The organism is Ruegeria sp. BG11, assembly GCF_056538565.1.
In genome coordinates, this window is the sequence record NZ_JBQFTH010000004.1 from 29364 (window position 1) to 50078 (window position 20715).

Genomic DNA, 20715 nt, shown 5'->3' on the forward strand with positions numbered 1-20715 from the left:
CAAACACGGGAAACTAAATGCGGCTGATCAGATTATGCTTGATTGCGACAACGGTGATTGCACTCTCCGTAGTTGGCTTAAGGTTGGCTTTTCCGCTGCCTGAGCAGAATTTTTCTCGGCAAACGCTGAAACTGGACGCCGATTGGGCTGGAGCATTGGGCGAAACCATTCAATATGCTCTTAATCGCAACCCCGGTCTCGACGGAGTTCGGCCTTTGGGCGATGGTCGCGCTGCATTTGCAGCCAGGGCTATCCTTGCGAGAGAAGCGGCCTCCTCAATCGATGCGCAATACTATATTTGGCAAGATGACGTTACAGGTCTCATGCTCCTTGATGAGCTGAGGGCGGCAGCAGAACGCGATGTTCGCGTCAGACTACTGGTCGACGACAACGGTATCTCAGGGTTGGACGATCTGCTTTCAGAGCTAGACACGCTCCCCAACGCGAATGTGCGTATTTTCAATCCGTTTACGCTGAGAAAACCCAAGTTACTCTCTTACGCATTTGACTTCAGCCGACTGAATCGGCGGATGCACAACAAGTCAATGACTGTAGATGGAGTCGCAACGATTGTTGGAGGGCGCAACATCGGCGACATCTATTTCGAATATGGGGGTGGAACGCACTATCTTGATTTAGATGCGATAGCCATCGGGCCGATTGTGGACGAGGTTTCTAAATCGTTCGACGTTTACTGGAACAGTGCATCTTCTTACGATGCTGGACTATTCTTAGATCCTCCAGCCGTACGCAGTCTGCAAGCTAAGGCGGATGCGGCACGGCGAACCGCCGTAGGCGCAGGTTACCAAAAGGCAATTCAGGAAAGTGAACTGGCCGACAACATCGCAGCACATACTCTGAAATTTGATTGGAGCGAGGTTACACTTTTTGTCGACGATCCGGCGAAGGGCTTGGGCGAAGTCAAAAGTGAAGACCTATTGGTCGAACAACTGATCGAATTCGCTAAAAGCTCACGGACCTCACTGGACCTTGTTTCGGCATACTTTATTCCTGGTGAAAGAGGCTCTAGCGTCTTGGAGGAGTTGGCCAAGTCAGGTGTTAGGGTCCGTATCTTGACCAATTCTTTGGACGCGACAGACGTCATGCCGGTTCACGCTGCGTATATGAGTTACAGATATGATTTGTTGAATAGCGGAGTAGAACTGCTGGCGCTACGTGCCTTGCGGCGGGAACATCGCGACAGAAGCCTGCCAGAGATCCTAGCTGGGTCGGCGTCAGGGCTGCATGCAAAAACCTTTGGGGCGGATGGCGAGCGGATCTTTATTGGCTCATTTAATCTCGATCCAAGGTCTGCGCATCTCAACACTGAAATGGGCATCATGATCGAAAGTCCAACGATTGCTGCATCACTAACAGAGCAATTGAACATACCGGAGATTTCGTATCGCGTTGAACTCAATAACAGAAATGAATTGATTTGGGTTCAAGAAGAACAAGATGGCACAGTCACTGTGCATACTACGGATCCGGAAACCAATGGCCTACAGAGAGGTCTTACTACAGTCGTCAGGTGGCTACCGGTAGAATGGATGCTGTGAGCAGTTTTTTGAATTGGTTGTATTATTGAAAAGGTCATGCTCCCTCTTCCATTCCGTACCAATGCACCTTTTTAGTATTCGACGTAGCGCTATACTGTTTCAGATTTTGCCGATTTTGACCAAGACAGAGAGTGCATGGAGCTAGAAAGCGGATCACGGCCAATCACATATGCTGATTCGAAGGCCGCTTTGTCCGCTTGTCGGGATTTGCAAAGTTCAGTTTGGAATGTCCGGTTAGGGCTGCCTCCAGTCACTAGTGCGAACAGTGGTGAACGCGGCTTCGAGCCTAGCGCCGGTAACTCGCTGGAGCGGTAAACCCTCCATTCCGAAGTTTTATTGGGCCGCAGCTAGCGGTGATGCCGCCACGGCCCACGTGGTAAAACGTCAATTCGTTGGGGTCACATCGATTAACGTTGGTTCGCGATCACCGCTGGTTTCAAAGACGATCATCTCGCCTCCCATAGCTCCGAAGTCAATCTGCTTCATATCAACCATGTGCACCGTTCGGTCGTACATCGTGTGATAGTAGTAAACGAGGTTCAGGGAGTCCGCAGCGGTTGTGATCTGTGTTGCGCTGTAAAGTAGGTCATCCGACTGCACATCGTCTTGAGCGCCCTCAGCGGCATCGGCAGGAATGTTGAAGTTGTCCAGTATTCGGAATGCCTCGCGTACGGTGTCATAGCCACCTTGCGTCTCCCGCGCTGTCTGGGAAAAGGCGACTGCGCGGACAAACCGGGATGGGGGTGTGAAGTCGCCTGGCAGTCCTATCATACCGCTCCCAGCGCCCAGGGGCGCGAAAGTAACGCCGCTTGCCTCAACTTCGGGAAGCCCAAGAGCCGACAGGTTTACATAGTTGTTTAGGTTCGTCATGTGCCAATCGTAGTTTGGCGAATTGGTGATCACGCCAAGCGGGGCATCGAAAACCGTCAGGTCACCATCAATGTACTCGACGACGATCCTTCCGCCGAACCGGTCAGCAACCAACATATGAAACGGGAATGGAAATCCTAAGGTCTCATCCACGACCCCGACGACACGGACATTCGCCAACCCTGTGGCAGCCTCTTCAACTGTCTCAAATTGGGAAAGGACATAGCTGGCGAGCAAATCGCCGGGAATCGTGTTGCCGGAAAGGTCAGGGTCGTACTCCTGATACTCGGTGAAGCCGGGCAGATAAAACAACCCGGCGGTCAACCCAGCTTCGTTGATCCCATCTGCGGGAGCCCCATGATCCAACATGCTGATACCGACCATTCCAAATCGGCCGGTCCAGTTTGCTCCGTCTTGCCCATCTGGCATTTCGCCTGCGGTATAAGTGAAACCTCGCGGAATAATGTTGATCTTTGTCTCAAGATCGAACGGCCCCCATTCGGCGGTCCTTGCGCGAACGATGCTTCCATCCTGCCCTGTCAACATGATGCCAGTGCATCCCCAGGCCATCGATACTGAAGCCACAAAGGCTATGGTCGCTTTTGGTAATATCCGAAATAACTCGATATGACGCATGGTCGTTCTCCAATTGGACTGATCTGATCTCATGAACTCACTCGACCAAGCTACCACACCGGTTCTCAAGTTGAATGAAGTTTGCATGATCTTCAAATAGGCAAGAAAGTCCGCCTATTCCGTCCGCCGGACTTTGCAAAGTCCGACGCTGAATGTCTGGTTTGGGCTGCCTCCAGTCATAGGCACGGGAAGCAGCGAAGGTCGACTGATTGAGCCTCGACAGCCTATTTGGGTTCCTTCCAAGTTTTCAAAATGAATACCCAACATTCAAAAAGACACTGGTGGCGTCATATCTGTTCTCTAATTCAGCCACATCCAGCTTTCGGCTGAAACTTTGAACGCCTACTCCAATATCCCATTGTGGTGTGAGCTCGTAGCTCAGCAAGGCGACCGCATCTAGAAACTCGACAGAGTCAAACGAAGTGCCGTCGACACCCAACTGAAATTCTAACCGATCAGACAGTTCATAGCTGGCATGGATGCTCGCATATGGCGCAAAGTCGTTGTTTTCGACTTCTTGATCCAGATTGCCGGAAACAAGTCGCACATAGGTATTTTGAAAGGTCAGACCCCCGCCAACTTTCAAATCGAACCGACCTTCAGGGACGGCGTTGTACAGGTAACCGCCACGAATTTCATTCATAACGTAATCCATCGCAGTCGTGGTGTCTGCCGGGTATACCGTGCCGTCAAACCGAACGGGGTTTGAAAAAGTGCCTTCGTCTCGTACCTCTAACGGATTTAGGACCGCGTAGAACTCGTGCCGATCAGTCATGAAGTACTCGAAACTCGCAGCGGAACTTGTGGTCGGGTTTGAAAAGGTATCAAACTGTTCAAGGTCTAGCTGTGAGCCGGTTGAACTGGGAGATCGTACGTCATTGTTGTCCAGGCTGCTGGCGCCAAAGGAGAATGAAAACCTAAATCTGGGTTTGAAGGGTTCTGACGCTTTTGTCTCTGCTGATTTGTTTGAACCGGTAAGCATCGAAACCTGCAAACCGACCGCATCCTGCGAAACTGTTGGTAAAACCCTGACTCCGTTCTCTAAAGGCGTCGCGTACAACCAATTGCTAAGCATTGCGATACTTGCACCGGCCAGGACATCGTCGGAGAAGTGCTTCTCAGCGCGAACGCGGGTGTAGCCGACAAATGACGCTAGCAGATAAGCTGGTACGCCGTAGCTGGATCCGTACCGTGTTTGAAGGAAGGCAGCACCCGAGAATGCAGCCGCGGTGTGTCCTGATGGAAACGAATTGTCTGCTGAGTAATTGGGGCGCCATTTCTCCACAAGAAACTTAAGACTCTGAGCGGTCAGAAAGGTCGTGCCAACACCCTTTGCGAGTTGTTGTCGTCCTTCCTTGTCGTCCTTAGTGTAAGTTATCCCAAGGGCCGCGAGAGGAATTGCCAACTGGAGAACATCACCGACGTCTTCGAGGTCTTCAGTTGTGTCACCAGATACAACTGACGGAGAAAACAGCGCACTTAGTGACGCACATAGTGCTACTGAAGTTAGTTTTCTTCGAATTCCCATAAATAACGCCTCAACTTGCGCCCTATTTGAAACTAGTGCGCTGACTTATCCTCATGAGTTGATTTCACGGCAAGAACCACGAAACGCCGAATTTGAGCTGCCAGTCATTGCTGTTGTCCGGCGCCTCGGCGAGATAGTAGGCACCAACATTCAGGTCGATAGCATTTCCGCCACCCACGACGAACGTCTTCCCGAAGGTCGCTCCGACGGGAACAACCCAGTCACCTGTGTTCCAATTATAGCTACTCGTATTGGAGTAGCCGACGTAAGAGCCTCCGAGGAAATTCTCCAAATTGTAGAAGACTATCGGCTGTATGGTGGTGAGCGAAAAATCATCCTCTCCCCAAAGATGTCCGACCACACCACCATAAGACAAATCGCCAGCAAAATTGAACCCAACAAGTGCAAGGCCCGCTCCGTTTCCAGGCCCGTTAAATCCGTCTTCAGCTGTATCAAATGAGAGTTGGACGCCGTATCCGATCTTGAATGTCCCTGGTTCCACTTCCGGAACATAAAAAGCCTGAACAATAGTATCGCTAAAGCCGAAATCTGTTCCTCCGCCACTGTCGGAAAGGGCGAATTCTGGCAGACTGGCATCTGCGCCCGCTACACCGCCAGGCAATCCAACATAAGGTATCAATCCGCGCAAAATCACATTCGCGGCTTCTCCCTCGAACGTGTAAACTGGTTGAAGCTGAAAATTGTAGGTTGTGCTGTCGCTATTGGGGCCAAAGCCGATTGTGTTATCCGTAAGTAGTGCGGTGACTGCGGCGAGCGGGTCCTGTGCCTTACGTGCGGCCTGACACGCGGCATCGCACTCTTCTTGTGCTTTGGCGAAAGAGGTTAAAAATACCGAGCAGCAAATACCAAAGAGAACCAGCCTGGAAGGTACACATAGTCGTTTGGCTAGCGTGCTCAACTGAGTTGCCCGGCCCCAGGGCCTAATAATTATGCAAGACAAGGGATGCTCCTAACGTCAAATACACCAGATTCTCCCACGAGATTTTTATAGTTTATTTTCGACTCTTGTCGATAACTTCGAGAGCAGTGGGTTTGGGTTTGGGAAATTGTCGAAGCTGATTTGCCACATAGTTATTAAATTGCTCATTTTTTTAGCAAGGGTGCGCGTCAGCGACAGCCCGGTATAGTTGAAATCCCAGCCAAAACTCGACTGTTGTCGACATCGCCATTCTTGGTGTAACCATATCGGTGAAGCTGGACTCGAATAACAAATTCCGCGCTCAGCCCATGGCGCAAAGCACACTTCTCAGATCTGACTGCGCTTCGATTTCATAAGACATGCAGCGCAGTCATTAGAAATAAGCTCAACGGCATCAAGGAAAACAGATGAACAAAATCAATTGTATAGTAGCAGTTAGCTTTCTCCTGTCATCAGCAGCATATGCTCAGTCAATACTGCCTCCAGATCAGGCGTTCCTCGATCAAGTCGAAGGCTTTGGTGTCACCCAAGAAAACTGGGATAGCGGCGAAAACGCAGCCGTAACCTTTCCCAATGCCTACAAGTTCACGCGTCACTACGTTGTTGAACCGAGCGGTGACATTGAGCCCGAGAGCTGGACGGAGTCCATTAGTCTCGACTTGTCCGAACTGACTGCTGAAGACGCTGATGGTCCACTGGATATCGAGACTTTGTTGCGGGACAGGCTCAAGAACCATTCAATGGTAATTCTGAAGGGCGACGACCTGCTGCACCAGCATTTTTGGAACGGGATGGATGAAACATCTACCCACTTGGACATGTCAGTAACAAAGTCCTTCACTGCCATTCTTGCTGGAATTGCTGCGGCCGAGGGTAAACTGGACATGACGGCACCGGTGGAATCTTATCTGCCAAGGTTCAAAGGGACAGCATTTGAAGGCGTTTCGCTGCAAGACGTGGCCGACATGAATTCAGGCCTCGACATTCCCACACCGCCCTTTCTTTCTTGGGACCCAAAATTCACCGAGTCTCAGGAATGGAACGGACCCAATGATAGCGGTTTGAACGGCATCGAAGATTACCTGGTTACAATCGCGCAACGAAAGTATGAACCAGGCACACATTATCAGTACCAGGACCCCAACACAGAAGTTCTGGGTCTTGCTGTCGAAGCGGCGACCGGTGTTGGATTGGCCGAGTACTTGCAAGACAAGTTGTGGTCAAAGCTAGGAGCTGAGGGCGAGGCATATTGGATGGCTGACCCGTCGGGTGCAACAGTTGCCTCCGGGGGATTGAACATGAGAACGCGTGACCTCGCGCGCGTCGGACGTATGATGCTCGCCAGAGGTAAGAACTACGCTGGAGATCAAGTCATCCCTGCCGCTTTCCTGGACGCCCTGTGGATGGGAAACGACAGGGTCCGCGGTGCTTGGAGCAACGGAAAAGAGGCCGTACTCGCGCCAAACGGGTGGTATAAAGATCAGATCCGGATCTTGGAAATTGGTGACCACAAATTCGCGGCGTTTGTCGGAATACACGGTCAGGTTTTGGTGGTTGAGCCAGAAAGTGAAACCGTCATTGCAATGAACGGTGGCTACCCGCAGACGGAAACAGAACGCATGAATTCAATGATTTTCCTACAGGTTGTTCCAGCGATTCTAGATGAAACAGCAAAGATGTAGGGCAGCTGGAATTTGACGCGCGGGTTCTGATGTTGGTACGGACGTGTCAAATACCAATGGTTAAGACTGTGAATGAAACACTACGCTAAAGGCGAGGAGCGACGATTGAAGTTGATCCTCGCTGCCGAAACACTTCTGGAAAATGAAGACCTTCCAGATATCACCATGCACAGGATCGCGGCAGAAGCCGATATCCCGTCAGGTTCTGCTTACCACTTTTTCAAGGGGGCCAACGAGGTGTTTGCAGCTGCGGCCGGTCGTTTTGGCGAGCAGTTAATCGGAGACATAATTTCGCCCTACTCAGGCACTGCCTTGGAGAATTGGCGTAGCTTGTTCGAACACGCAGCACGCCGAGGCGTCGCTTTGTACCAAAGGAAGCCAGGCTATTGCCGACTTATCTTGGGGAGTACAACGGCACCTGCGATCAAGGCTACCGATAGACAGAACGACTTTGAGCTTGGTGCACAATTCGCGGAACTCATGGACAGCTACTTTGTTTTGCCTGAAATTGACCAACGCGAATTACGTTTCTTCCATGCAATTGAGATATTTGATCTGTTCCTTAGCCTATCATTTCAGAGGCATGGGGCTCTGACCCCCGAGATGATTGACGATGGGCTTTCTGCATCGATCTCATATTTGCGGCAGTTCATCCCAGATCGCATTCCACGCCGTGGCGTTTGACAGCCAGATCCTTTCAAGCACTGTACCTTTAGCGGTCCACTCAAGAGTTTTGTGAGGCACTCGTGCAGAATGAACATGCATCTGAGCAACGTGCTCTAACCATTAGTATGATTGGCACGCTCTGGATGGGGCTCGCGGGTATCGGCGCAGCCATTCTTTCAAACTCCCAGGCTGTTCTCCTAGATGGGTTGTTTTCATTTGTCGGTTTTGCAGCGGCACTATTTGCACTAAGAGTAATTGGAAGGGTCCAAAAGGCGCCCGACCGCATTCGCCCTTTTGGCTACGGGTCGGAAGAGTCAATTTTCACAACATTTAGGGCTCTCTCGCTGCTTGGTGTGGTGCTCTTCGCAATCATCAATGCGCTTCGTAGCATCGGCTCATACGCGAACGGTCAGCTGCCGCCACCATTGCTGTTTGAGCCCATCGCAGTTTATCTCGCTGCCATCTTGATGACTTGCCTGGTTCTTTGGTTGTTTCATCAGAGAGCCTGGAGGAAGGGCGGAAAGCGCAGTGATATCTTAAAGCTGGAGGCCAATGCGGCTGCCTTTGACGGCGCTGTAACCGCCGCCGCGGGTGTTGGTTTGTTTTTGGTCGCTTCGATAGAAGATGGGCCGTTGGCGGTTGTCGCCCCCATCGGAGATTCTCTGATCGTTCTAGTCTTATGCTCGATGGCTGCAATTCGTTATTTTGCGGACTTTCGAGCGGGATTGGCCGAGTTGGCAGGGGTCGCAGCGCCAAAGGCCAGTTATGAAATGGTGTTGGGTGTCGTCAATGAGCCGATAGCGTCATTTGGAGGCAAATTGGTTGAACTACTGGTTGTAAAAGCAGGGAGAAGTCACTCTGTCGTTGTCTTGTTTGATCCTCAGCGACCAGTGTCCGCAATTGAAGTAGACACTCTTTCGGATGAACTGGAGCAGAGTCTGCGACAGAAACTTAAACACGCGAACATATTGACTGTGGTAACTTCTTCGAGCGGAGATTCAGAAACGCATTAGAGATTTGACCCTCGCTTTTAAGGTTTGCCCAATTACGCATGCTTAGGGCTGGGAACCACCAATCAGGCAAACCACAGAGAACAACAGTACTGAGCCCATACCCGACCGACATCGTAAATCGAACTATTGTTGTGGCGAGTACCAAATCGGCGAAGTGTAGGCACGTTCCTGTGCTGTTAACTGGACACCATCCGGCATGTCTATTCCGAACTTCACTGCATCATACGCCGTCCATCGGGGGGTCGGAATTTCTATTACCCGGGCATAATAAAATGCGCTTTCCGAAGGATCAAAATCTGGGTCTTCCCAGACGGTTCCCAGCTCAGAGGCTCCAATTGTGTTAGTCCACGAGGGGATAGAAAGGTCCACTGTGGTGCCTACTGAGGGCAACTTACCAGCGGCATCTCGTTCGCGGGAACCAGACCAGGCCACGTCGTAGACTTTTTCCCGTTGCTCTCCATCTGCATCTAACCAGCCCTTTATGATCTGGATTCGATCCAGGTTTGCTCCCATCGGATCACGAAGCGCATATACGAGAAAAGAAGGTACGCCTTCCCCTGGGCCAAGATCCCCACCCATCGGCACACCCTTGGTGTATCCCACTAGCGCCAAGTCCCGCCGCAAGGCATCATCTTCGGTAAATGAATATCCTCCGAACATACGGACGCGCATTCGAGGTCCTGTAGTTGCGTAGGTTTCACGCCGATGCATCGCATCCCAAATGGCTTCGCGGGAATTCTCTTGCGCCCATACAGCGGTCAGACCACCAGTAATGTATTGCGACGAACGCAGCGCAACAGTCCCGTCAGCATAGGTCTTACTGACATGTTGGCTGCGCTCTTCGCTGGGCTCGTAACCGGTGAATTTCCCGAAGAAATTGTCGTTATCTGGAGCCGTTAAGCCAGTGTGTGTGTCACTGGCCCCACCTAGGCCAAACTTGAAAGGGTTTACTCCCAAAGCCTTTTCCAAAGATAAGCCTCGAAGTAACCCGGATCGAACGTACTCACCTGGCAACATTTCTGGCTGTTTAGGAACCGAGGCATCCAGATTGCCGTAATCCCATGTTTCGAAGTCAGCAAATTCATCGTCAGGTGACAGGAACGGGTGGGCCTCACCATCTCCCTTAATCTGAGTTGGTTCGTATAGTCTTTCCCATTTGTTTCGCGCTTCTGCGTATGCGGGATCTAACGGCACCCCATCCGCGAAGTCATCAACTAACGGGAACATCCAACCGTTAGACAAGTTCCCATTGTGGGGAATAGCAAGAACACGCCCACCTGTCGTTTGCTCATAGTTCTCCAACCACTTCCAAAGATCACGAGGGTTGGGTGAGCCCACAGGTGGCGTTGTTGTATAAGGCAGTATCTGTTTTGTGAGCTCAGGGCCGTCGCGAAAGATCACATTTCGGTGCAAATTGTTCCCTGCAACAAGAGATGTCCATTCATAGGCGATAAAGGTGCTGAACACGCCGGGGTCATTGTACTCTTCCGCGGCATCGATAATTTCGTCCCAAACACGGGCATACGCTGGGTTGCCCGGTTGATAGTTCAGCGCAGGGGAAACCTGTCCTTGAGCAAACGCCGCTGTAAGCTCGAGCGCAGCCGCTAGAGCGGCTTCTCCACCCTTATTGAATTCTTCATGGAAATATCTGCCTTGCTCATCTGCCAAGATGTTGGGAGCACCCCCGATGATGTCGGTAATAGCACCCATCGCATCCGAATGATCTGTAATCATGAAGAAATCGAGAGGCATCGACAACTTTACAGGTTGCCCCGTGTTCGACACAACTTCTTCTCCACGCGCAAACCGATAGGCATCGCGCGGCATGAGGCGCGTACCGCCTCCACCAGCATCCCCGGAAAGACCAGTATGAACGTGAGTGTCACCAAAATAGACTTGAGTTGGATATGCGCGCTCAGCGTAAGGTGAATAGGGTCGACCGGAAGGACCGGTAAGTCCTGACGGATTTATTGCATCCTGAGCTAAGACTGGGCTCCCCAGAATGAGAGCTGCTGGCAAAACATAGCGAAACAATTTTTCCTCCATAATTGAAGGCACCTTACCACAACTCTGCTCGAGAAGTTATTTCGACTGAGTTCGAAGGGTTGCTAAGTCCGCGTGGCAGACAATCACAAAAATACTGCGTATGACGTCGTCGAGCGCGAACTTGCTTCCTTCCTGCGTTGCCGCCAATGTCTGATTTCAAGCACACTATGAGGTTAGTTTAAGATGATCGATGTCGATCAAGTTCGTGCCGATACCCAAGGTATTGCTCATTCAACTCACCTTTTGGCCTGTGGCTCAGCGCTCATGCCCACATGCGTTGTTAAGGCCGTTGTCGCGCATACCCAGCTTGAAGCGCAAATCGGGGGTTATGAGGCTCAAGCCAGTCAGGCCGAACCTTTAGAAAAAGTGTATCGTTCGGTGGCCGGACATATTGGTGCTGCTGCTCAGGAAATAGCCTTGATGGAGAACGCAACAGTCGCTTGGTGCCATGCGTTCTATGCCCTTCCGCTAAAACAGGGTTCGCGGATTCTTACCTGTGAAGCGGAGTATGCGGCCAACTATGTTGCGTTTCTCCAAAGAGCAAAACACGACAACTTGAAAATCGAAGTCATACCGTCTGATGAAAACGGAGCGATGGATCTGGCCGCGCTTGAGGAAGCGATGGGGGATGATGTCGGTGTTGTTGCAATCACTTGGGTCCCTACGAACGGTGGCTTGGTGAACCCGGCCGTCGAAGTTGGTCGTATCGCAAATGCGCACGGCGTTCCCTACCTTTTGGATGCATGTCAAGCAGCGGGCCAGATGCGGATCGATGTTGAAGAACTCGGATGCGATTTTCTGTCAGCCACAGGTCGAAAATACCTGCGCGGGCCGCGGGGGACAGGGTTTCTCTACATCAAAGACAAATGGTTGGACTTCTTGGAACCCGCAATGATCGACCATTTTGGTGCACCTTGGGTAGCTCGAGACAAGTATGAACTGCGTGAAGACGCCAGGCGGTTTGAAACCTGGGAAAACTCCTATGCACTACGGGCAGGACTTGGAGCGGCAATCGACTATGCCGACCAGATTGGGATCGACCAGATCAATGATCGTGTTACGTTTCTAGCCGAGGAAGCGCGAAAAGCTCTCTCGGAAGTGTCGGCTGTAACGGTGCGAGATTTGGGCAAATCTCGTTGCGGAATTGTCAGTTTCTCTATTGAGGGGTTTGAAACCCAATCAATCGTCAAGCAAATGGCAGCGTCAGGTTATGTCATCGGGGCATCAGACCCCTCGAGTACGCGGATCGACTCGGAACGTCGTAACTTACCAACGCTGCTGCGCATCGCGCCCCATTACTACAATACGGAAGAAGAAGTGCGCGGTGCTGTAGAACGTCTCTCTTCTCTTATTCATTGAAGCAGCGCTAGAGCTTGCCTCAAAAAGCAGACGTTGGGGGCACAGGCAATAGACCGCTTTGTCCGCGAAGCTGGTATTTTAAAGTCTGGTCGCGAATGTCCGCTTCGGGCTGATAGTTCTACTCTCGGGGTTCGCGCAAAAAAGGCCGCTCGAAAGCGGCCTGATGGATCACACCTCGGTGGCTTCCGCGATGGCGAGTGCGTCTTCGATGTCTACACCCAGGTAACGCACTGTACTGTCCATCTTGGTGTGACCAAGCAATAGCTGCACTGCTCGCAAGTTACCTGTTCTACGATAAATCTGCGCCACTTTTGTGCGTCGCATTGAATGGGTCCCATATTGGCTGGGATCAAGCCCAATCGAAGCGACCCATGACTGAACCAACCTCGCGTACTGACGAGTAGAAATATGCAGCCGATGCTGAAAACGCCCTGGCCACAAGTACTCGGATCTTTTCATCGCAGGTTGTTTCAGCCAATTCAAAAGCGAGTTTCGCGTACCACTACTAATTTCAAAACGAACGGGTATCTTTGTCTTGCTTTGGTTGACAGACGCGCGTTCCTTTACTTGTCCAGCGGCAAATACGTCTGCAACTTTAAGGCGAACAAGATCGCAACCACGGAGCTTACTATCTATTGCTAAATTGAAGAGTGCTAAGTTCCTATGATCTTCTGAAATTTCTAAGCGAACGCGTATTGCCCAGACATGCCTTGGCAAAAGCGGGCGCTTCTGGCCAATAACCCGACCTTTGTTCCACGCTGATCGGCCAACTCGAATGACGGGTAGATTTAAAGCTTGCATGACGAATACTCCACACCGCCACGCACCACCTCATCGCCCACACAGTGTCAGCGTCTATTGGTTACCATGCTTGGTCTCCGTCATGAAAAATCTGACTTTGTCGAAGCCTGACCGGCGCCTCAAATATGCGATTTGGTATAGGGCGAATAGCAGAACTATGGATTCAATAGATCAGGATGGATAATCTTGGGTCTAGGGGAGAACGGGAGTGGAACGCCGCCTTACCACTATCTTGAGTATTGACGTCGTGGGCTACTCGCGACTGATGGAACGCGATGAGGCAGCAACGCTGGCAGCACTAAAGTCGCATCGGTCTGAACTCATTGACCCCTTTGCGGCGAGTTATGGTGGCAAGACGATCAAATTGATAGGTGATGGTGCTCTACTGGAGTTCGAAAGCACCGTACAGGCAATGAAATTTGCCGTTTCTGTTCAAAACGAAATGCTCTCTCGAAATTCGGACGTTCCAGAAAGCGAACGAATTGTGTTTCGGATCGGCATCAATATCGGAGATGTGATTGCCGAGGGCGGAGACATATATGGAGATGGCGTCAATGTCGCCGCCCGCCTTGAAGGTTTGGCTGAGCCCGGAGGTATTTGCATTCACCGCAGCGTGCGGGATCAGGTACAGGACAAGCTGGATCTGAATTTCGAGGATCTGGGTGAGACCGAAGTCAAAAACATAGAGAGACCAGTCCGAGCCTTCGAAATCGTTCTGGATGACAAGGCCAAGGCTTTGGCTTTATCAAAACCAATTGCGCATACGAAACCAACTATATCCAAGTGGGTGCCAACTCTAATCGGTGCAGCATGCATCTGTTTGGTGCTGGTTTCGGTCGTATGGTGGCGATCCAGAGATGCGGCACCCCTGACCGAACAAGAGGAGTTTGCGCTTGCCATCCCAGACGAACCGTCCATCGTCGTTTTGCCCTTTGAGAACCGCTCAAAAATTGAAGAGGTCGGCTATCTGGCAGAAGGTTTTGGAACAGCAATCACGACGCAGCTTTCGAAGTTTCCACAGCTATTTGTGATTGCTGGTTCGACTTCGATTACCTTTGCGGACAGCTTGGTCAAACCGCGAGAAATAGGTCGAGAACTCGGTGTGCGATATGTTTTGTCAGGTAGCGTTCAGAGCGTTGGCGAGACTATTTCGATTAACTCAACACTGATAGAGTCAGAGTCGGGGCACGCTCTATGGTCGGAACAATATGACATTGGGATCGAAGAATTGTTTTCCGCTCAGGCCGACCTTATTCGGGAAATCGCATCCACCCTGAAAATAGTAGTTGAGGAAGAAGAAATCGCGTCGCTTAGGAAACGGCCAACCGATGATCTAGAAGCGTATGAACTTTTTCTGAGGGCTGTCGCCAATAGCAAGCTGCTGAATACTGCCAGTCGGCAAGAGGCAATTGAACTACTGGAACGAGCCATAGTGCTCGATCCAGACTACCTTTCTGCACATATTGAATTGAGCGGTCGCTACCTTAGTCTTTGGCGCTTTGGTGGGTCGGACGATCCAGAAACCGCGCTGAACAAAGCCCGCAGGCACGCACAGCGTGCGTTAGAACTGGATCAATCGGACTATCGCGTTCAACACCGCTTGGGCCAGCTACATTTGTTTGCTGACCACGATCATCAACTCGCATACCAGGCATTTCAGCGGGCAATACGGGAGAACCCCAATGATCCTGAGGTTCTATATGGTATGGGCTTTCTACGGTCGCTTATGGGTGAGCCAGCCGAAGCGATTGAGTGGAACAACAAGGCAAAAAAGGTCAACCCGCGTTATCCCGGCTGGTACAATTTTAACGCGGCCCTTTCTCATTTCTTAATCAGAGATTACAAACAGGCAATTCTGCTGGCAAAAACCGGTATCTCAACTTATCCAAAGTCGCTTCCTCCGCGCCGTATCTTGGTCGCAACTCTTGCTGAAATGGGACGTCTGGAAGATGCACAGGTTGAAGCAAAGAAATTACTCGAAATCCGGCCGGACTTCCGTGTTTCTACACACAGAAACACACCCTTTATGCATACTGAGGACCAGGACCGGTATTTTGGTGCGATGGTTGCTGGTGGATTGCCCGAATAGAAAGGTTTTCATATCCCGGATACTGGCTGTATGCGCGGTTTCCACTTTTGGTAGCATCGTTGCATGAACGGACCAATCCGCTCCTCGGGATCAACAAACATCGCTGTTGAATGTCTGGTTTGGGCTGCGACCCGCTGATGATGCGCATTGAAGAGAAGAGCGGGAGTAGCTTAGAACAACGTGTTTGTTGTTTCACTGGAGAGTGCGCAGTGAAGTAACCGTAGACGTTCAAGTGAGATTCAGGACTGACTCATTGTCAAAGCGGATCGGTCTACGCGCCAGTTTCAAGCCTTCCGGCCTCATTCGTCTTGCAGCACCGAGCCCGCCTAGGCGCGGAGAAGTATAGACAATACTCGGCGGTGAATACGATCTAGATCGTAATCGGTTAGTTCTAAACCCTCAGTCATCCGCGCTTTGAATGACTGAAAGTCTCCGCGAGTGATCTCGCCACGGTTTTCGTCGTCTCCGGCAAGTTGCTGCGCGAGTTTTTCCTTTCGGAAGTCCAGCAGAAAACGGGAAAATCGAGCGTTCAATTCGGAGTATTGAGGGGAATCCTCGATAGGCGATTTGTTTTTCATAAATTCGGTATCCGATAGCCATGGAACTGCTCGAGCGGTTTTGCTGGGCAAGTACAACATTCTGGTCAGCTTTTGCGTGTGACGCGTATGAGACGATTTGGTTCCATGGCCACAGTCTTGAGATTTTCTGGTCCTGGTCAATAGCGCGATTGCTATCGATGGTCGCCCAAAGCAGAACAATCTCAAAACTCTAAAGGAATCTTTTTTATTTTATTTCAGTTCCTTAGGAATCTGTGGGCATTAAAGACCGTTCAAATGGGCGCAAAAATCAGCACTATGGGCTATTTATGCTCACCCACACAACACAGGTTCTGCACCCTCACCTCAGCCACATTTCGAGTGACCGCAGCTTCTGCACGTCATGCAGCCTTCGATCATCACCATGTCATACTGCCCACAGGACGGGCATGCCTTGCCGCGCGGTGCATCCATGTTGACGACCTGTGCCTGAGGATCGGACTTCAGTCCCATCCCCTCTCCCTCGAGAAAGCCGATATTGACCATGTGCTGCTCGATCACCCCGCCAATCGCTGCCAGGATCGAGGGGATATACTTGCCCTTCACCCAGGCTCCACCGCGCGGGTCGAAGACAGCCTTGAGCTCTTCGACCACGAAGGACACATCCCCGCCCCGCCGGAACACGGCCGAGATCATGCGGGTCAGCGCCAGCGTCCAGGCGTAATGCTCCATGTTCTTCGAGTTGATGAACACCTCGAACGGACGGCGGCGGCCTCCGATGACAATATCGTTGATCGTCAGATAGATCGCATGCTCACTGTCCGGCCATTTCAACTTGTAGGTCGACCCCTCAAGCGATTGCGGGCGGTCCAGCGGCTCGGACATGTAAACGACGTCACCGCCATCGACCTCATGCGGTGCAGCCGCGCTTTCACCCGGCGCCGTGTCTGCACTTTCCGATACGGTCAGAACCGAGCCGGTCACATCATTGGGGCGATAGGTCGTACAGCCTTTGCAGCCCTGATCCCAGGCCTGCATGTAGACATCCTTGAAGGCATCAAAACTGATGTCCTCGGGGCAGTTGATTGTTTTCGAAATCGAACTGTCGATCCATTTCTGCGCCGCGGCCTGCATTTTCACGTGATCCGACGGAGACAGCGTCTGCGCATTCACGAAAAACTCCGGCAGGTCCTTGTTGCCAAACTTGTCGCGCCACATCTGCACGGCATAGTCCACCACCTCTTCTTCGGTGCGCGAGCCATCCTTCTGCAACACCTTACGCGTGTAGGCATAAGCAAAAACCGGCTCGATCCCCGACGACACGTTCCCAGCGTAGAGAGAGATCGTGCCTGTGGGCGCGATTGAGGTCAGCAGCGCGTTGCGGATCCCATGCCTGCGGATTTCATCGCGCACATCGTCATCCATCTGCTGCATCGTGCCGCTGGCCAGGAACTTCTCGGCATCGAACAAGGGAAACACCCCCTTCTCCTTCGCCAATTGCACCGAGGCCAGATACGCGGCGCGGGCGATTGCGTGCAACCAGCGCTCGGTCTGACGCGCCGCCTCGTCAGAGCCATAGCGCAGGCCCAGCATCAAAAGCGCATCTGCCAGACCTGTCACACCCAGCCCGATTCGGCGCTTGGCCTGCGCCTCGGCCTCCTGTTCGGGCAGAGGGAATTTCGACGCGTCCACCACATTGTCCATCATGCGCACAGCGGTCGCGACCAGCTCTTTCAGAGCATCCTCGTCCAGATGCGCGGCGTCTTCGAAAGGCTCGGCCACCAACCGAGCCAGATTGATCGACCCCAACAGGCATGCGCCGTAAGGCGGCAGAGGTTGCTCGCCACAGGGGTTGGTGGCGACAATCGTTTCGACATAGCTCAGATTGTTGGCCGCGTTGATGCGGTCGATGAAGATCACGCCCGGCTCGGCATAGTCATAGGTCGCCTGCATGATCTTGTTCCATAGGTCCCGCGCCTGAACGGTGTGATAGACCTTGCCGCCGAACACCAACTCCCACGGTCCGTCGGCCTTGACGGCCTCCATGAACGGGTCGGTCACCAGCACGGACATGTTGAACATGCGCAGACGGGCCGGGTCAGACTTGGCAGTGATGAACTGTTCGATATCCGGGTGATCGCATCGCATCGTCGCCATCATCGCGCCCCGGCGCGAGCCTGCGGACATGATCGTGCGGCACATTGCGTCCCATACATCCATGAACGACAACGGCCCCGATGCATCCGCTGCCACCCCTTTCACATCCGCACCCCGCGGACGGATGGTTGAGAAATCATAGCCGATCCCCCCACCCTGCTGCATGGTCAGCGCGGCCTCTTTCAGCATATCGAAGATGCCGCCCATGCTATCGGGCACGGTGCCCATGACGAAGCAGTTAAACAGGGTCACCTGTCGCGCGGTCCCAGCGCCTGCGGTTATGCGGCCGGCAGGCAGGTATTTGAAATCCTCCAGCGCGGCGTAGAACTTTTCTTCCCAATGGGCGGGGTCTTTCTCGACCCGCGCCAGATCGCGCGCAATACGTCGCCAGCTGTCCTCGACCGTCTGGTCGATAGGCGTGCCATCCGCCTGTTTAAAGCGGTATTTCATGTCCCAGATCTGCTCGGCGATGGGGGCGGCAAAGCGGCTCATTGGTGATTCCTATTCAGCTGCGAGGCATACAAGATAGACCAAATTGGTCACCTAGCGCTACTATGACTTGATGCAATAGGCCGTTAACCCTACCTTCTTAACCAATTCCTTTGGGGCGACTCTGTGGGTAGACTGTGGATAAATTCGTAAATCTCGTCAAACTTTCGGTCGGGTCAGAGAGCGTCGACACGCTGATGGCATGGCAGGACAGCCGCAAACCGCTTTACGCGGATGGTTGCCCGCGCCACGTGACGCGCATGTGGCCAAAGCGCGAGGCCGAGATCCTGAACGGAGGTTCGATCTTTTGGGTGATCAAAGGCGTGATCCAATGCCGCCAGCGCATCCTGCGCCTTGATGAGGTACGCGGTGAGGACGGCATCCGCCGCTGCGCCATTGTTCTCGACCCCGAGGTACATCGCACTCAGAACGCGTTGAAACGCCCCTTTCAAGGCTGGCGTTATCTGAAACCCGAAGACACCCCAGCCGATCTTCCAAAATCGCGTGAGCAGGACGATGCCCTGCCAGACGATCTGAACCGCGCTCTGGCCGAAATCGGCATATTGTAGTCAGCGCAGGCGATCCAACAGCTCGGACAAAACCGCTTTGTCGCCAGCATCGTAGCTCGCCACACGGCTGCGCCACAGGGTCGCTTGCGATTGCAGGATGAGACCGTCCGACAGGATCTTGAGGTGGTTGGCCCGCAGTGTTTCACCGGTCGAGGTGATATCGGCAACGGCTTCGGCCGTTTCGTTCATCACGGTGCCTTCAGTCGCGCCCTGGCTGTCAACCAGAGCATAGTCGGCCACCCCGGCATCGGTCAGAAACTCACGAACCAAACGGTGGTACTTTGTCGCAATCCGCAGCCGGTGACCATGTGTTCTGCGGAACGCAGCGGCGGCTGCATCCAGATCGTCCAGCGTATTCACATCCACCCAACAAGCAGGCGTGGCGATGATCAGATCCGCCTTGCCAAAGCCAAGCGCGGCAACCTCTTCGACCTGCTGTTCCCAGCGCGGCAGCTTTTCCTGCACAAGGTCAACACCCGTGACCCCGAGGTGAATACGACCCGCGGCCAGCTCACGCGGGATTTCCCCCGCTGACAGCAGGATCAACGAGACATCATCGATCCCCTCAACCTTGCCCGCATATTCCCGGTCCGACCCACTGCGGGACAGAGTGATGCCGCGCTTTTCGAACCACGAGAAGGTCTTTTCCATCAAACGGCCCTTCGAAGGCACGCCCAGTTTCAGGCTCATTGCGCGTCCTCCTCGATCTCGAGCATCAGGTCCGGACGGATGACGCCGCCAACAGCTGGAATTTCTTCGCCATTGCCAAGCTGCCGTGTCAGCGCATCATAGCGACCACCGGTCGCGATGGGTGGCAGATCGGGGCGGCCTTCAGCGTAGAAGCCAAAGACAAACCCGTCGTAATACTCCATCGAGGTCCGGCCATACGCAGCCTCGAAATCCAACCGTTCAACATCCACACCCCGCGCCTGCATCGCTGCGATCCGGGCTTCAAGACGATCAAGCGCCTGCGTGATCTGAGGCAGGTCGACCGCCACATCGCGCAGCTGTTCCAGTGCAAATGGCATGGTCTCACGCACATTCAAAAGCGTCTCCAACCCGGCCAGTTCGTTGTCTGAGATGGGCGGCGTGTCGCGATCTTCACGTAAAGCTTCGATCCGCGCCTCGATCTCGGAGGCACGGCGCTTGCCGATCATCGGAATGTCATTGTCCAGAGGATCTGCGGCATTCAGCAACTCGTCGCGCCCTTCGGGGCCCGGTTTGCGACCTGCAAACCGATCCAGAAGAATACGGAATCGGCGCGGGCGCCAGAGGTGCCGCATCAGGGCGGTCTTGCGACGCTCGGTCGTGCGAAGGCCCTCAACGGCTGCGGTCAGAATTCCGATATCCCCGGTCGCCGCCCGCAGAGGCAGGCCCCGCAACTGCAACGCAAACAGCGAAAACACCTCGGCATCCGCGCCGGATGGGTCGTCGCGATCAAAGACCTCATAGCCCACCTGGATATATTCATTCGACCGGTCCGGGTCATGCTCCTGACGGCGAAAGACCTCTCCGGAATAGGTATAACGCGCGGGTTCTGCGCCGTCGCTCATGTGCATCTGCACCACTGGTAGAGTGAAATCCGGGCGCAGCATCTGCTCGCCCCGCAGGGCGTCAGTCGTGACATAAGCACGTCCGCGGATGTCTTCGCCATAGAGGTCCAACAGTGTCTCGGCCGGTTGCAGCAATGGTGTATCAACCACCTGCGCACCTGCGGCCTCGAACCGGACGCGCATCATCGCGGCGCGGGCCTGTATCTGGGAACGGTTGGCCAT

The 20715-nt window shown here is 53.0% G+C and carries 15 protein-coding genes; 7 read left to right on the top strand and 8 right to left on the bottom strand.

Annotated features, from left to right (window positions below):
- The first annotated feature begins 17 nt into the window (after positions 1 to 17).
- Positions 18 to 1559, top strand: a complete 1542-nt coding sequence (locus ACR0JF_RS07880; protein ID WP_170659167.1) for a phospholipase D family protein — start codon at positions 18 to 20, stop codon at positions 1557 to 1559.
- A gap of 384 nt (positions 1560 to 1943) precedes the next feature.
- Here the strand turns inward: ACR0JF_RS07880 and ACR0JF_RS07885 are convergent, their stop codons facing one another.
- From ACR0JF_RS07885 to ACR0JF_RS07895, 3 genes are all read right to left on the bottom strand, one after another.
- On the bottom strand, positions 1944 to 2975 hold the full coding sequence (locus tag ACR0JF_RS07885; protein ID WP_170659166.1) for a linear amide C-N hydrolase: 1032 nt from the start codon (positions 2973 to 2975) through the stop codon (positions 1944 to 1946).
- A 337-nt stretch (positions 2976 to 3312) separates the two neighbouring features.
- Positions 3313 to 4593 (bottom strand): phosphatase PAP2 family protein, encoded by a 1281-nt coding sequence (locus ACR0JF_RS07890; RefSeq protein WP_480669111.1) that lies wholly within the window; start codon positions 4591 to 4593, stop codon positions 3313 to 3315.
- 64 nt (positions 4594 to 4657) lie between these two features.
- Positions 4658 to 5512 (bottom strand): hypothetical protein, encoded by an 855-nt coding sequence (locus tag ACR0JF_RS07895; protein WP_170659164.1) that lies wholly within the window; start codon positions 5510 to 5512, stop codon positions 4658 to 4660.
- A gap of 428 nt (positions 5513 to 5940) precedes the next feature.
- On the opposite strand from ACR0JF_RS07895, the gene ACR0JF_RS07900 reads away from it, so the two are divergent.
- From ACR0JF_RS07900 to ACR0JF_RS07910, 3 genes are all read left to right on the top strand, one after another.
- A complete protein-coding gene (locus tag ACR0JF_RS07900; protein ID WP_170557563.1) occupies positions 5941 to 7215 on the top strand; it encodes a serine hydrolase domain-containing protein in 1275 nt (424 codons plus the stop codon).
- Between the two features lie 72 nt (positions 7216 to 7287).
- A complete protein-coding gene (locus ACR0JF_RS07905) occupies positions 7288 to 7899 on the top strand; it encodes a TetR/AcrR family transcriptional regulator (protein ID WP_170557561.1) in 612 nt (203 codons plus the stop codon).
- Positions 7900 to 7961: 62 nt separating this feature from the next.
- Positions 7962 to 8894, top strand: coding sequence for a cation efflux transmembrane domain-containing protein (locus ACR0JF_RS07910; protein WP_170557559.1), 933 nt, complete (start codon positions 7962 to 7964; stop codon positions 8892 to 8894).
- Positions 8895 to 9017: 123 nt separating this feature from the next.
- Here ACR0JF_RS07910 and ACR0JF_RS07915 read toward each other — a convergent pair whose 3' ends face one another.
- Positions 9018 to 10940 carry a DUF3604 domain-containing protein gene (locus ACR0JF_RS07915; RefSeq protein WP_170557557.1) on the bottom strand — a complete coding sequence of 641 codons (1923 nt, stop codon included), beginning with the start codon at positions 10938 to 10940 and terminating at the stop codon, positions 9018 to 9020.
- A 183-nt stretch (positions 10941 to 11123) separates the two neighbouring features.
- Here ACR0JF_RS07915 and ACR0JF_RS07920 point away from each other — a divergent pair, with 183 nt between their 5' ends.
- On the top strand, positions 11124 to 12299 hold the full coding sequence (locus tag ACR0JF_RS07920; protein ID WP_170659161.1) for an aminotransferase class V-fold PLP-dependent enzyme: 1176 nt from the start codon (positions 11124 to 11126) through the stop codon (positions 12297 to 12299).
- A gap of 168 nt (positions 12300 to 12467) precedes the next feature.
- Here ACR0JF_RS07920 and ACR0JF_RS07925 read toward each other — a convergent pair whose 3' ends face one another.
- Positions 12468 to 13100, bottom strand: a complete 633-nt coding sequence (locus ACR0JF_RS07925) for a tyrosine-type recombinase/integrase (protein ID WP_170465021.1) — start codon at positions 13098 to 13100, stop codon at positions 12468 to 12470.
- Positions 13101 to 13308: 208 nt separating this feature from the next.
- On the opposite strand from ACR0JF_RS07925, the gene ACR0JF_RS07930 reads away from it, so the two are divergent.
- The gene (locus ACR0JF_RS07930; RefSeq protein ID WP_170659160.1) at positions 13309 to 15189 is read left to right on the top strand and encodes a tetratricopeptide repeat protein; all 1881 of its coding nucleotides are present in this window, start codon (positions 13309 to 13311) and stop codon (positions 15187 to 15189) included.
- A gap of 902 nt (positions 15190 to 16091) precedes the next feature.
- On the opposite strand, the gene ACR0JF_RS07935 is transcribed toward ACR0JF_RS07930, so the two are convergent.
- Positions 16092 to 18374, bottom strand: a complete 2283-nt coding sequence (locus tag ACR0JF_RS07935) for an adenosylcobalamin-dependent ribonucleoside-diphosphate reductase (RefSeq protein WP_170659159.1) — start codon at positions 18372 to 18374, stop codon at positions 16092 to 16094.
- A 134-nt stretch (positions 18375 to 18508) separates the two neighbouring features.
- Between ACR0JF_RS07935 and ACR0JF_RS07940 the strand changes: the two genes are divergently transcribed.
- A complete protein-coding gene (locus ACR0JF_RS07940; protein ID WP_170659158.1) occupies positions 18509 to 18940 on the top strand; it encodes a DUF1489 domain-containing protein in 432 nt (143 codons plus the stop codon).
- Here the strand turns inward: ACR0JF_RS07940 and hisG are convergent, their stop codons facing one another.
- Positions 18941 to 19630, bottom strand: coding sequence for an ATP phosphoribosyltransferase (hisG, locus tag ACR0JF_RS07945; protein WP_480669116.1), 690 nt, complete (start codon positions 19628 to 19630; stop codon positions 18941 to 18943).
- Positions 19627 to 20715 (bottom strand): ATP phosphoribosyltransferase regulatory subunit, encoded by a 1089-nt coding sequence (locus tag ACR0JF_RS07950; protein WP_170555897.1) that lies wholly within the window; start codon positions 20713 to 20715, stop codon positions 19627 to 19629. The genes hisG and ACR0JF_RS07950 overlap by 4 nt, the downstream gene beginning before the upstream one ends.

Bases quoted from the DNA above. Each gene is read 5' to 3' on its own strand.
- ACR0JF_RS07880 (WP_170659167.1), top strand. From the start codon at position 18: ATGCGGCTGATCAGATTATGCTTGATTGCGACAACGGTGATTGCACTC.
- ACR0JF_RS07885 (WP_170659166.1), bottom strand. From the start codon at position 2,975: ATGTTGACAGGGCAGGATGGAAGCATCGTTCGCGCAAGGACCGCCGAA.
- ACR0JF_RS07890 (WP_480669111.1), bottom strand. From the start codon at position 4,593: ATGGGAATTCGAAGAAAACTAACTTCAGTAGCACTATGTGCGTCACTA.
- ACR0JF_RS07900 (WP_170557563.1), top strand. From the start codon at position 5,941: ATGAACAAAATCAATTGTATAGTAGCAGTTAGCTTTCTCCTGTCATCA.
- ACR0JF_RS07905 (WP_170557561.1), top strand. From the start codon at position 7,288: ATGAAACACTACGCTAAAGGCGAGGAGCGACGATTGAAGTTGATCCTC.
- ACR0JF_RS07915 (WP_170557557.1), bottom strand. From the start codon at position 10,940: ATGGAGGAAAAATTGTTTCGCTATGTTTTGCCAGCAGCTCTCATTCTG.
- ACR0JF_RS07920 (WP_170659161.1), top strand. From the start codon at position 11,124: ATGATCGATGTCGATCAAGTTCGTGCCGATACCCAAGGTATTGCTCAT.
- ACR0JF_RS07925 (WP_170465021.1), bottom strand. From the start codon at position 13,100: ATGCAAGCTTTAAATCTACCCGTCATTCGAGTTGGCCGATCAGCGTGG.
- ACR0JF_RS07935 (WP_170659159.1), bottom strand. From the start codon at position 18,374: ATGAGCCGCTTTGCCGCCCCCATCGCCGAGCAGATCTGGGACATGAAA.
- hisG (WP_480669116.1), bottom strand. From the start codon at position 19,630: ATGAGCCTGAAACTGGGCGTGCCTTCGAAGGGCCGTTTGATGGAAAAG.
- ACR0JF_RS07950 (WP_170555897.1), bottom strand. From the start codon at position 20,715: ATGGCCAACCGTTCCCAGATACAGGCCCGCGCCGCGATGATGCGCGTC.